This window comes from Chelatococcus albus, from assembly GCF_030067675.1.
Taxonomy (GTDB): Bacteria; Pseudomonadota; Alphaproteobacteria; order Rhizobiales; family Beijerinckiaceae; genus Chelatococcus_A; species Chelatococcus_A albus.
This window is the reverse complement of record NZ_JASJEV010000024.1, coordinates 1-11,658: the sequence shown is the minus strand read 5'-3', so window position 1 is coordinate 11,658 and position 11,658 is coordinate 1. Positions and strand designations below refer to the sequence as shown.

Sequence of the window (11,658 nt, the reverse complement as noted above, 5' to 3'; positions counted from 1 at the left end):
CTGCAGGACGCGGCCTCCGTCGCCGGCCTGCTCATCACCACCGAGGCCATGGTGGCGGAGCTCCCCAAGAAGCAGTCGCCGGTGCCGGCCCCCGGCACGGGGATGGACTACTGACGAGGTAGGCCGTCTTGCAGCCGATCCCGCTCGAACGGGATCGGCGTATTCCCTTGGACCGTTCTCCGCCGAAGCGGACGCCGCTTCGGCGGAGAAAGTGGTCTAATCTGACAATGATGAAGGCACCTTCCGATTCAGCTGAATCGGAAGGTGCCATGGATCGCGGCGCCTTTCGGGCGCCGCGGTTTTCATTCGGCGGTCTGGCGAGGTCGTCCGCGGCGGCAAGCCCTCAGCCGCTCGCGGCTTCAACTTCGGCCGACACGACGAGCCATTCCTCCTCGGCCTTGGCGAGCGCCTCCGCCGCATCGGCACGCATCTTGGCGAGCTCCGCAGCCTTGGCGGGGTTCTTCTGGAAGGCGTCAGGCGCGGCCAGTGCCGTGTCCACCTTGGCGATCGCGGCGGTGAGCTTGTGCATGCGCGCCTCCAGTGCCTCGAGGCGCTTCTTGAGCGGCGCCAGCGCAACGCGCATCTGGGCCGCGGCGCGACGCCGGTCGGCCTGCTGGCCGCCATTGCCCGAAGCTGTTTGGCCGCGCGGCTCGCTCGCCTCGCCGCCGAGCACGCGGCGCTTGTAGTCGTCGAGATCGCCGTCGAAGGGCTTCACCGTGCCGTCGGCGACCAGCCAGAGCCGGTCGGCGCAGGCCTCGACGAGAAAGCGGTCGTGGCTGACGAGCACGATGGCGCCCGGATAGTCGTTGATCGCCTCGATCAGCATCTGCCGGCTGTCGATGTCGAGGTGGTTCGTAGGCTCGTCGAGGATCAAGAGATGCGGCCCGCCGAAGGCCGCGAGCCCGAGCAGGAGGCGTGCCTTCTCGCCGCCCGAGAGGGAGGACACCGGCGTGTCCGCCCTGGGGCCGGAAAAGCCCATGCGCGCGGCCCGCGCGCGGATCTTCGCCTCGGGTGCCCCCGGCATGAGCGCCGCCACGTGCTGGGCCGGTGTTTCGCCGGGCCGAAGCTCGTCGAGCTGATGCTGGGCGAAATAGGCGACGTCGAGCTTGGAGGAGCGCCGCACCTCTCCCTTGACCGCAGGCAGGCGACCCGAAAGGAGCTTGGCGAAGGTGGACTTGCCGTTGCCGTTGGGCCCGAGAAGCGCGACGCGGTCGTCCGGGGCGAGCGTCAGGTCGAGCCGGTCGAGCACGATCCGTTCGCCGTAGCCGACGGCAGCGCCCTCCATCGCGACGATGGGCGGGGAGAGGGGGCGTGTCGGGCCCGGCAGGTCGAAGGGCAGGACGGCACTTTCGGCGAAGGCGGCAATCGGCTCCATCTTCTCGAGGCGCTTCAGGCGCGATTGCGCCTGCCGCGCCTTCGATGCCTTGGCGCGGAAGCGCTCGACGAAGGCCATGAGGTGCTTGCGCTCGGCCTCCTGCTTCATGCGCGCCTTGGCCTGCAGCGCCTGTTGCTCGCGCCGCTGGCGGTCGAAGGAGGTGTAGCCGCCACGGTAGAGCGTGAGCTTCGCCTGGTCGAGATGCAGGATGTGGTCGACGCAGGTGTCGAGAAGCTCACGATCGTGGCTGATCACGAGCACCGTGTGGGGGTAGCGTGCCAGATAGTCGTAGAGCCAGAGCGTGCCCTCGAGGTCGAGATAGTTGGTCGGCTCGTCGAGGAGGAGCAGGTCGGGCTCGGCGAAGAGCACGGCCGCCAGCGCCACGCGCATTCGCCAGCCGCCGGAGAAGGCCGAGCAGGGCCGCTCCTGCGCCTCGGCGTTGAAACCGAGGCCGTGCAGGATCGCGGCCGCACGGGCCGGCGCCGCATGGGCGCCGATGTCGACGAGGCGGGTCTCGATCTCGGCTCGGCGCAGCGGGTCGTGCGTGGTCTCGGCCTCGCGCATCAGGGCCGTCCGCTCCCTGTCCGCGGCCAGCACGACGTCGATGAGCCGCTCGGGCCCTCCGGGCGCCTCCTGTGCGACAGCGCCAATGCGCACGTTCTTCGGCAGGGAGACGCCGCCGCTTTCCGGCGCGAGCTCCCCCTGGAGAATGCGAAAGAGCGTCGTCTTGCCCGCGCCGTTGCGTCCGACGAAGCCGACGCGTGCTCCGGCCGGCAGGGCCACTGTCGCCTGGTCAAAAAGGAGTCTCGCACCAAGGCGATAGGTCAGGTCGTTGACGTGAAGCATGCGCGCTTGTCGCAAGCTCGCGGGCCTGGGGCAAGTGCCGGCGCCAAGCCGCCCGCGATCGCACGGCCGGTCCGTTGTCCCGGCGGGTCGCATCGGCGCTGCAATTGTGGCGTCGTCGCGCGGCCCCGACATCGCCGCAATCCGGCCGTGATGCCGCCGCTCCGGGACCTGAAGCCATCTGTGGACAAGATGTGGAAAAGTCCCTGATTCGGGGCACGCGTATGGATTCGGCTCAGTTCTCCCTCGTCGCCTTTCTGATGGCCGTGCTCGCCCTCATCGTCGGCATCCTGCTGGCGATCGGCGCCGCGGCCGCCTGACCTGGAGCGGTCCGGCCGGCGGCAAGCGGGCCGCGGCTCGACGCTTCAGGCGAGCGACCGGCTGCTCACCAGCCCCTGTTCGCGCTGGAACAGTATGAGGTCGAGCGCGGGCGCCTGCCCGGTGATGGCCGTCAGCAGGCAATGCACCTGGCCGCGATGGTGCGTCTGGTGATTGAAGAAGTGGTCGAGGGCAGACGACAGGGGCTGCTCGATCTCGGTCGGGTTGGTGATCGTGCGGTAGCGGAAGCTCGCATTAAGGGCGGCCTGCGAGAGGCTTTCGACGAAGGCGACGATCCGTGCATCTTCGGCGGCGCGCGCCGCGCGCAGGGAGGTCAGGTCGTCGTGCAGGATGGCGTCGAGGCGGTTGGGGGCCTCGCCACTGCCGATGAAGCGCCTCATCCAGATCCTGTCGGCGACGAGGATATGGTTCAGCGTGCCATGCACGGACTTGAAGAAGGCGCCGCGATCGGCGCGGTAGTCGCCGTCGCTCAGCGAGGCGCAGGCGTCGTAGATGCGCGCATTTGCCCAGGCATTATAGGCGGCGAAGGTTCTGTAACGCTGCGTCATTGCGGCCCCGTCGAACGGTAGAATGCTCTGCGACTCGCAGGTCTTGCCTTATAAGGGATTTCGTCGGTTCCGGCGCATGAGAGTTGATGATCGCTTCGATCACGCTCATCCCGTGCGCGGGGTGGCGCCGGGCCCTCGCTGATGGGGGCGGGTCATGAAGAAATATCTCGCAGAATTTCTCGGTACTGCCGCGTTGGTGATCATCGGATGCGGCGCGGTGGCGATCGGTGGATATGGTTCCGCTTTCCCGCTCGGCGTTCTGCCCGTGGCGCTCGCCTTCGGCCTCGCGGTAACGGCGATGGCCTACGGCATCGGGCCGGTCTCCGGGTGTCATGTCAATCCCGCCGTCACGCTTGCCGTGTGGGCGTCGGGGCGCATGGCGACGTCCGACCTGCCGGGCTACATCGTCGCCCAGTGCCTCGGGGCCCTGGTCGGCGCCGGCATCCTCCTGTTCGTTCTGTCGGGCAGGGCGGGAGGCTACGACGTCGCGACGGCGGGCCTTGGCCAGAACGGCTGGGGAGAGGGCTATCTCGGCAACTATGGTGTTGCGTCAGCCATCGTCGCAGAATTCGTCGCCACGTTCCTCTTCGCGGTGGTCATCCTCGGAGCCACGTCGCCCGCCGGTACGACGCCCGTGGCCGGCCTCGCCATCGGTCTCACTCTCGCCGTCCTGCATCTTCCCTTCATCAACGTCACCGGCCTGTCGGTGAACCCCGCGCGCTCGCTCGGCCCGGCGGTCTTCGTCGGAGGCAAGGCCTTGGCCCAGCTATGGTTGTTCATCGTCATTCCGGCCCTCGCCGGGATCTGCGCCGGGCTCCTGTTCAAGTCGAAGACGCTTGAGGCCTGAGAGGACCGGCCAGCGAAGGCTGACCAACCTCGGGAGAGGCGGCAATATGCCTCCGGGAGGCTTCCTTTCCTTTGCTGTCCTTTGATTGAGAGCCGCTGATTGAGAGTCGCAGAACGACCGTTGAGCATTGCCATCAAGCCGATCTGCGTTGCCGTCAGCTTGACATGGTGATGATCTTGGTCACAAACGGCCGACTGCAGAAACCCTTATCCAACCACCCACGATCGGGCGGAGGCGGTAGCATGATGCCGCTGGTTGCCGCCTCGCGGGTCAACAAGGCTGACGGACAAGCATGAACATCGCCGCGACAACCGGAAGAGCCCGTCCCGTCACTGCGCCTGCCCCGACCGATGTCGCGGCACTTCGTGCGGCGCTCGCCGAGCGCCGAGCGACACTCGGCGTCATTGGACTGGGCTATGTGGGCATCCCGCTTGCCCTCACCGCCGTGAAGACGGGGTTTTCGGTCCTCGGCTTCGACATTGACGCGCCCCGCGTCGCGCAGATCAACCGCGGCGAGAGTTTCATCAAGCACATCCCGCATGCGGCTGTGGCCGAGGCCGTCGCGGCGGAACGGTTCGTGGCGACGACCGATTTCGACCGGCTGGCGGAGGCCGACGCGGTACTCATCTGCGTGCCGACGCCCCTGACCAAATATCGCGAGCCGGACCTGTCCTTCGTCGTCAGCACCGCGAAGGCCATCGCGGGGCGTTTGCGGCCGGGCCAGCTCGTCGTCCTGGAATCGACGACCTATCCTGGAACCACTGCCGAGGTGCTGCGGCCGATCTTCGAGGAAACGGGCCTCAAGAGCGGCGTGGATTTCTTCCTCGCCTTTTCTCCCGAGCGCGAGGACCCCGGCAATCCCGACTTCGGCACCTCGACCATTCCGAAGGTGGTGGGTGGTGACGGGCCGGACGCGCTCGCGCTGGCCGAAACGCTCTATGCCCAGCTCGTCGTCAAGACTGTTCCGGTGTCTTCTCCGGCGACCGCCGAGGCGGTGAAGCTCACGGAGAACATCTTCCGGGCCGTCAACATCGCCCTCGTCAACGAGCTCAAGGTCGTCTACGGCGCCATGGGCATCGACGTGTGGGAGGTGATCGACGCCGCCAAGACCAAGCCCTTCGGCTTCATGCCCTTCTATCCGGGACCGGGCCTCGGCGGCCACTGCATCCCGATCGATCCCTTCTACCTCACGTGGAAGGCGCGCGAGTACGACATCACCACGCGGTTCATCGAGCTCGCCGGCCAGATCAACACGGCGATGCCGCGCTTCGTCGTCGACCGGCTCGCCGAGGCGCTCGACCGGCATGCGCGTCGTGGTCTCAACGGTGCGCGCATCCTCGTCCTGGGCGTCGCCTACAAGAAGAACGTGGACGACATGCGCGAAAGCCCCTCGCTCAAGCTCATCGAGCTGATCGAGGAGCGCGGTGCCGCTACCGACTACCACGACCCCTTCATTCCGGTGATCCCGATGACGCGCGAGCACGCTGCTCTCGCCAACCGCAAGTCGGTGTCGCTCGATGCGGAAACGCTCGCCGGCTATGACGCGGTGCTGATTGCCACCGATCACGACACGGTCGATTACGCGCACGTGGTGCGCCACGCGCGCCTCGTGATCGACACGCGCAACGCCTGCGCAAAGGCCGGCGTTGCAGCCAGCACCGTCGTCAAGGCCTGAGGCCGCGCCCCCTTGCGAGCGAACGGAACAATCATGACGAACACCGGCAACGTCTCTGCCGATCCGTCCGCGCGCGACGTGCGCGTCGCCGTCGTCGGATGCGGCTATTGGGGCAAGAACCTCGTCCGCAACTTCGCCGAGCTGGGCGCGCTCGAGGCGCTCGTGGACGCGCATGCGCCGACCGTCGAAGCGCTGCTTGCCAAGCACGGGGGGCGCGCGCTGACCTTCGAGGCAGCGCTCGCGGATCCCAAGATCGATGCGGTCGCCATCGCGGCGCCCGCGGCGCTGCACTACACCCTCGCGAAACGGGCCCTGGAGGCAGGCAAGCACGTCTTCGTCGAGAAACCGCTGTCGCTGGAGGTGGCGGAGGCGAAGGCCCTGTGCGCGCTTGCCGAGCGGCTCGACCGACGCCTCATGGTCGGACATCTCTTGCAGTACCACCCTGTCTTCCTTGAGCTGAAGAAGCTCGTGCGCGACGGGAGGCTCGGCCGCCTGCAGTACGTCTATTCCAACAGGCTCAATCTCGGAAAGATCCGCCGCGAGGAAGACATCCTGTGGTCCTTCGCGCCGCACGACCTGTCGATGATCCTGTCGCTCGTCGGCAGCGAGCCCGAGACGGTCGAGGCCGTGGGCGGCTACTACCTGCACCAGTCGATCGCGGACGTGACGACGACGCATCTCGCCTTCCCGGGTGGCGAGCGCGCGCATGTCTTCGTGTCATGGCTGCACCCCTTCAAGGAGCAGAAGCTCGTCGTCGTCGGCTCGGACGCCATGGCCGTCTTCGACGACGGCGAGGCCTGGGAGCGCAAGCTTCTCCTCTACCCGCACAAGGTGGAGTGGCGGGACAACATGCCGGTCCCGTCCAAGGCCGACGCGGTGCCTGTCACGGTCGCGCAGGACGAGCCCCTGAAGCAGGAATGCCTGCATTTCCTCGATTGCGTGCGCACCGGCGCGACGCCCCGCACGGACGGCCGGGAGGGGCTGCGCGTGCTTAGCGTGCTCGCCCGTGCCAGCGAGGCGCTGCGCAAGTCGGCGAATGGTGCGGCGGCAGCCGTCCCTGCCACCCCCCGCGTGGCCAGGGACTATCCGGGCGCGATCATTCATGAATCGGCCTATGTCGACGCCGGCGTCGACATCGGCGAAGGCTCCAGGATCTGGCACTTCAGCCACATCCTGGGCGACGTGCGCATCGGCCGGAAGGTCAACATCGGTCAGAACGTCGTCATCGGGCCGAAGGTGGTCATTGGCGACAATGTGAAGATCCAGAACAACGTCTCGGTCTACGAAGGCGTGACGCTGGAGGACGGCGTCTTCTGCGGCCCGTCCTGCGTCTTCACGAATGTCAACAACCCGCGCGCCGAGATCGTGCGCAAATCGGAATATCGCCAGACGCTGGTGAAGCGCGGCGCGACCATCGGCGCGAATGCGACGATCGTCTGCGGTCACACGCTCGGCGAATATTCCTTCATCGCCGCCGGCGCCGTTGTGACCAACGACGTGCCGGCCTTCGCGCTCATGGCCGGCGTGCCGGCGCGGCGCATCGGCTGGATGAGCAGGGCCGGGGCGCGTCTTGGTCCGGATCTCATCTGCCCCGAGACCGGCGCCCGCTATCGCGAAACCGACCAGGGTCTACTCGAGGAGATTGCTTGATGACGTCCGAGCCCATTGCGTTCATCGATTTGGCGGCGCAGCGCCGTCGTCTCGGCAAGTCCGTCGACGAGGCGATCCTGCGCGTCGTCGATCACGGCGGCTACATCATGGGGCCGGAGGTCAAGCAGGTCGAGGCCGATCTCGCCGCCTTCTGCGGTGCAGAGCACGTTGTCTCCTGCGCCAACGGCACCGACGCGCTGGCCCTGGTGCTGATGGCGAAGGGCGTCAAGCCGGGTGATGCGGTCTTCTGCCCGAGCTTCACCTTTGCCGCGACGGCGGAGGTCGTGGCGTGGGTCGGCGCGACGCCGGTCTTCGTCGATGTCCTGCCGGACACCTTCAATCTCGATCCGGCGAGCCTCGAGGCGGCCATCAAGGGCGCGAAGGATAAGGGCCTGACGCCGAAAGTGGTGGTGCCGGTCGATCTCTTCGGTCAGCCCGCCGACTACGATGCCATCGAGCCGATTGCCGCGCGCGAGGGCATGTGGGTGATGTGCGACGCGGCCCAGAGCTTCGGCGCGACCTACAAGGGCCGCAAGGTCGGCACCATCGGCCTCGCCACGACCACGAGCTTCTTTCCGGCGAAGCCGCTCGGCTGCTACGGCGACGGCGGGGCAGTCTTCACCAACGATGCCGAACTCGCCGCCGTCATGCGTTCGCTGCGCGTGCACGGGCAGGGTTCCGACAAGTATGACAACGTTCGCATCGGCATGAACGGTCGCCTCGACACGGTGCAGGCGGCCGTGCTCATCGAGAAGCTCAAGGTCTTCGCCGACGAGATCGAGAAGCGCGACCGTATCGCCAGACGCTACAACGAGCGGCTCGGAGCCCATGCGCTGGTGCCGCACGTGCCGGAGGGCCTGACATCCGTGTGGGCCCAGTACACGCTGCGCCTGCAAGGGATCGACCGGGGCGCCTTCGCCGCGGCGCTGAAGGCGGAGGGGGTGCCCACGGCGATCTACTACCCGAAGCCCTTGCATCAGCAGACCGCCTACAAGGCCTTCCCCATCGCCGGCAACGGCCTGCCGGTGGCCGAACGCCTTGCCGCCGAGGTGATCAGCCTGCCGATGCACCCCTATCTCACGGAAGAGGTGCAGGATCGCATCATCGCCAGCGTCGAGAAGGCGCTGGCCGGTGGAACACGCGTCGCCGCGGAGTGATGCGGGACGGCGACGGGCCACGCCCGTCGCCGTCTTCCGCAAGGCTTGGCGGTGGCCAAGAGAAGGGGACCGTGGCCGCATCGACATCTCGCGGTCAGACTGCGACCGGCGATCCCTCCCGCCTCGCCGCGCATGATGCTTGACCCCGGAGGCCGGCCGCAGAACCATGCGGGCGGCTCTTGGTTCGGCTGTCGCGGGCTGTTCTGGCGCGCGGATGTATGCCTGGCCACAAGCTCTTGACTATATGGGCTGATTTCGCGCCGCCGACGATCGTTCTCCGGCGGCGTCGGCCCGCCGGGGGGATTCGCTCATGGCGTCGCTCGCACGCATTCCGTTCTTCAAGGACGCCGGCATCGATCTGGCGCCGTTCGAAGCGCGTTGCAATTGGCGGCGGTTCGATACGGATGAGATCCTCGTCGACTTCGAAGACGCATCGACCGACGTCTATTTCATCCTGTCCGGCGACGTGCGCATTCTCGTGCGCACCCAGTCGGGCAAGGAGGTGATCCTCGGCGAGATGCGCGGCGGCCAGTTCTTCGGCGAACTCGCCGCGATCGACGGGGTCGGCCGGTCGGCCAATGTCACCGCGCTGACGCGTGGCGAGGCGTGCATCGTACCCTCGGCCGTGTTCCGCGAGCTCGTCTTCGCTTCCCAGGTTGTGGGCGATCGGCTCCTGCGTCTGCTTGCCGCCCGCGTGCGCGAGCTCAACGCTCGCCTGATGGAGCACTCGGTGCTCGACCTGCGGCATCGGCTCTATGCCGAATTGCTGCGCCTGTCGGTGCCGCGCGCGGGCCACGACGGGGAGCGTGTCGTCACGCCGCCGCCCTACCATCACGTCCTCGCCGCCCGTATCGGCTGCCGGCGCGAACAGGTGACGCGTGAGTTCACGGTCCTGACCTCCGAGGGGCTCGTCGAGCGCACGCGCGGGGCGCTCGTCCTCAAGAAGCCGCAGGTGCTCGAATCCCGCGTGGCCGAAGCCTTGCGCGAGGACGGGTGAGGCGCACTCACCCGGTCTTCGGGCCATAGGCCGCGAAGAAGACATCGACGGCACTCGTCACGACGCGCTCCGCGGCGTCCGGCGTGATCGGCTCGCCGACGCCGAACATGTGCGCCGTCAGGAAATCGCCCTTGCACAGGTTGAGGAACTGCACGGCGGCCAGTTCCGGATCAGGCACGTTCACACGGCCAGTGGCGTGCTGCGCGGCGAGATAGGCTCCGAGCCGGGCGCGCCCGTGGCACGGCCCTGCCTCGTAGAAGGCGCGGCCGATGCGCGGGAATTTTTCGGCGGCTCCCATCACCATGCGCAGGATGGAGATGTGCTCCGGGCGCGCCATCATGGCGATGAGGCTGCTGCCGAGGTGGAGGAGGGCGCCGCGCACGTCGGGATTATTGGCGTCGAGCTGGAAGAGCCGCTCCGCCGCCTCTCTCCGGTCTTCGGTGACGAGTGCTTCGAACAGGGCCTCCTTGCTGTCGAAATAGACGTAGAGCGTGCCCTTCGACACGCCGGCCGTCCGGGCGATCTCACCCATGCTGGCGCCGTCGAACCCCTCGGCCCTGAAGACCTGGCGCGCCCCTTCCAGGATCTGCCGGCGCTTTGCCCCGTCGGCGGATGAGGCCGCCGCCTCGCGGCCAGCATCCGCCACCTTTGCCATGTTGCTCACAACACACTCCCCGGAAGCGCCGGCTGCACTCCTCGAATCGGAACCTGCGCCCCCCAGTCAGGACAATACCTTCCCCGCGGCCTTCCGGCTTCCGGCAAAGCCGGCTCCGCTGCCGCAAGAACCGGCCCGGGCATTCACAGGTCTGCCGGATCCTTCGTGCAGCTTCCGCGCCCTGAAGCTGCGGACCGACGGTCAGTGCCTGCAATGCCGCACCAGGCAGATCCTTGCCACTTGCATGCTGTCTATATTGACCGAACCGTTCAGTCAATGATACGTGACAGCCGTTTCGAGAGATGCGGAGTGAGCCGCATCACCCTTGTTGATGACTGAACGGTTCGGTCGATCGAAGCTCGGCCGAACCGTTCGGCCTCCAAGGAGGATGGCATGCCGGGAGCAGGCAGAATGGACAGGCGCGATGACCGCATGGCGTTTGAAGGCGGCGCGTCCCAGGGGGCTGCGACGGACCCGCACCCCGCGGCTGGGCCGCATGCGGCAACGCAGCTGCGCGCCCCGGCGCAGGAGGGGCCTGCTCCGGGGCGTAACGCGCCGTCGATTCCGGAGCAGGAACCGGCCCCTTCTCACACACACGGCTCCGTCTCACCGCGGCGTTCAAGCAAGCGTCTCGTGCTCGCGGGCGTCGCCCTGGCGGCGCTCGCCGTTGGCGGCGTCCAGGGCTTGCGCTGGTGGAGCGTCGGGCGTTTCCAGGTCTCGACGGACGACGCCTACGTGCGGGCGGACATGACGCTGTTGGCAGCCAAGGTGTCCGGCTACGTGACGAGCGTCGAGGTCGCCAACAACCAGCCGGTCAAGGCCGGCGATGTCATCGCGCCGATCGACGACGGCGACTATGCGCTCGCCGTCCGGGCGGCGAGCGACCGCATCGCTACCCAAGAGGCGAGCATCGGGCGCATCGGCGAGCAGGCGAAGGCCGCGGCTGCTGCGGTTGATCAGGCCAGGGCCCAGCTCGCGTCGGCGCAGGCCGAGCGGGAGAGGGCCTCCCTCGAGTTCGACCGCCAGACAAAGCTCGCCCGGAGCAATTTCGCCAGTCAGCAGGCTCTCGACAAGGCGCGCACCGACCGCGATCGGGCGAATGCAGCCGCGCAGAGTGCTGAGGCCGCGATCGTCGCAGCGGAGGCGAATGTCTCCGTGCTGGATGCCCAGCGCCTGGAGGCGGAGCGGGTGCTCGCGCAGGATCGCACCGAGCTCGCCAGGGCCGAGCGCGATCTTTCCTTTACCGTCGTGCGCGCGCCGATCGACGGCGTGATTGGCAACAAGGCGGTGGAGGTCGGCCAGCTCGTGCAGCCTGGCCAGCGGCTTGCCGCCCTTGTGCCGCTCGATGCCGTCTACGTGGACGCGAACTTCAAGGAGACGCAGCTGAAGCGCATCCGCCCGGGACAGACAGTCGAGATGGAGGTGGACGCCTATCCTGGCCGCAGGTTCGAGGGCAGGGTCGAGAGCCTGTCTCCGGCCTCCGGCGCCGTCTTCAGCTGTCCAACCCGGACACATGGGTTGCAGAACGTACCTAAGACATGGGTGACAACCTCGGGCCGAACGGGTTGTCGA

The 11,658-nt window shown here is 67.6% G+C and carries 9 protein-coding genes and 1 pseudogene; 7 read left to right on the top strand and 3 right to left on the bottom strand.

The features are described from left to right. A pseudogene (locus QNA08_RS18780) lies at positions 1 to 114 on the top strand (TCP-1/cpn60 chaperonin family protein); the annotation flags it as partial. 229 nt (positions 115 to 343) lie between these two features. On the opposite strand, the gene QNA08_RS18775 reads toward QNA08_RS18780, so the two are convergent. Next, positions 344 to 2,221 (bottom strand): ABC-F family ATP-binding cassette domain-containing protein, encoded by a 1,878-nt coding sequence (locus tag QNA08_RS18775; protein WP_283742259.1) that lies wholly within the window; start codon positions 2,219 to 2,221, stop codon positions 344 to 346. A 362-nt stretch (positions 2,222 to 2,583) separates the two neighbouring features. Next, positions 2,584 to 3,105: a DinB family protein gene (locus QNA08_RS18770; RefSeq protein ID WP_283742258.1), complete on the bottom strand. Its 522-nt coding sequence runs from the start codon at positions 3,103 to 3,105 to the stop codon at positions 2,584 to 2,586. Between the two features lie 154 nt (positions 3,106 to 3,259). Here QNA08_RS18770 and QNA08_RS18765 point away from each other — a divergent pair, with 154 nt between their 5' ends. From QNA08_RS18765 to QNA08_RS18745, 5 genes are all read left to right on the top strand, one after another. Next, positions 3,260 to 3,952 carry an aquaporin gene (locus tag QNA08_RS18765; RefSeq protein ID WP_283742257.1) on the top strand — a complete coding sequence of 231 codons (693 nt, stop codon included), beginning with the start codon at positions 3,260 to 3,262 and terminating at the stop codon, positions 3,950 to 3,952. A 292-nt stretch (positions 3,953 to 4,244) separates the two neighbouring features. Then, on the top strand, positions 4,245 to 5,627 hold the full coding sequence (locus QNA08_RS18760; protein WP_283742256.1) for a nucleotide sugar dehydrogenase: 1,383 nt from the start codon (positions 4,245 to 4,247) through the stop codon (positions 5,625 to 5,627). A gap of 33 nt (positions 5,628 to 5,660) precedes the next feature. Further along, positions 5,661 to 7,277 (top strand): Gfo/Idh/MocA family oxidoreductase, encoded by a 1,617-nt coding sequence (locus tag QNA08_RS18755; RefSeq protein ID WP_283742255.1) that lies wholly within the window; start codon positions 5,661 to 5,663, stop codon positions 7,275 to 7,277. Continuing rightward, positions 7,277 to 8,434 carry a DegT/DnrJ/EryC1/StrS family aminotransferase gene (locus tag QNA08_RS18750; RefSeq protein ID WP_283742254.1) on the top strand — a complete coding sequence of 386 codons (1,158 nt, stop codon included), beginning with the start codon at positions 7,277 to 7,279 and terminating at the stop codon, positions 8,432 to 8,434. Before QNA08_RS18755 ends, QNA08_RS18750 begins: the two co-directional genes overlap by 1 nt. A gap of 310 nt (positions 8,435 to 8,744) precedes the next feature. Next, positions 8,745 to 9,431 (top strand): Crp/Fnr family transcriptional regulator, encoded by a 687-nt coding sequence (locus QNA08_RS18745; protein ID WP_283742253.1) that lies wholly within the window; start codon positions 8,745 to 8,747, stop codon positions 9,429 to 9,431. Positions 9,432 to 9,438: 7 nt separating this feature from the next. Here the strand turns inward: QNA08_RS18745 and QNA08_RS18740 are convergent, their stop codons facing one another. Next, positions 9,439 to 10,086: a TetR/AcrR family transcriptional regulator gene (locus tag QNA08_RS18740; RefSeq protein ID WP_283742260.1), complete on the bottom strand. Its 648-nt coding sequence runs from the start codon at positions 10,084 to 10,086 to the stop codon at positions 9,439 to 9,441. A 633-nt stretch (positions 10,087 to 10,719) separates the two neighbouring features. On the opposite strand from QNA08_RS18740, the gene QNA08_RS18735 reads away from it, so the two are divergent. After that, a partial coding sequence (locus QNA08_RS18735; RefSeq protein ID WP_283742252.1) for an HlyD family secretion protein occupies positions 10,720 to 11,658 on the top strand: 939 nt, incomplete at its 3' end.

Coding starts and splice junctions, on each gene's coding strand:
- QNA08_RS18775 (WP_283742259.1), bottom strand. CDS start 2,221: ATGCTTCACGTCAACGACCTGACCTATCGCCTTGGTGCGAGACTCCTT.
- QNA08_RS18770 (WP_283742258.1), bottom strand. CDS start 3,105: ATGACGCAGCGTTACAGAACCTTCGCCGCCTATAATGCCTGGGCAAAT.
- QNA08_RS18765 (WP_283742257.1), top strand. CDS start 3,260: ATGAAGAAATATCTCGCAGAATTTCTCGGTACTGCCGCGTTGGTGATC.
- QNA08_RS18760 (WP_283742256.1), top strand. CDS start 4,245: ATGAACATCGCCGCGACAACCGGAAGAGCCCGTCCCGTCACTGCGCCT.
- QNA08_RS18755 (WP_283742255.1), top strand. CDS start 5,661: ATGACGAACACCGGCAACGTCTCTGCCGATCCGTCCGCGCGCGACGTG.
- QNA08_RS18750 (WP_283742254.1), top strand. CDS start 7,277: ATGACGTCCGAGCCCATTGCGTTCATCGATTTGGCGGCGCAGCGCCGT.
- QNA08_RS18745 (WP_283742253.1), top strand. CDS start 8,745: ATGGCGTCGCTCGCACGCATTCCGTTCTTCAAGGACGCCGGCATCGAT.
- QNA08_RS18740 (WP_283742260.1), bottom strand. CDS start 10,086: ATGGCAAAGGTGGCGGATGCTGGCCGCGAGGCGGCGGCCTCATCCGCC.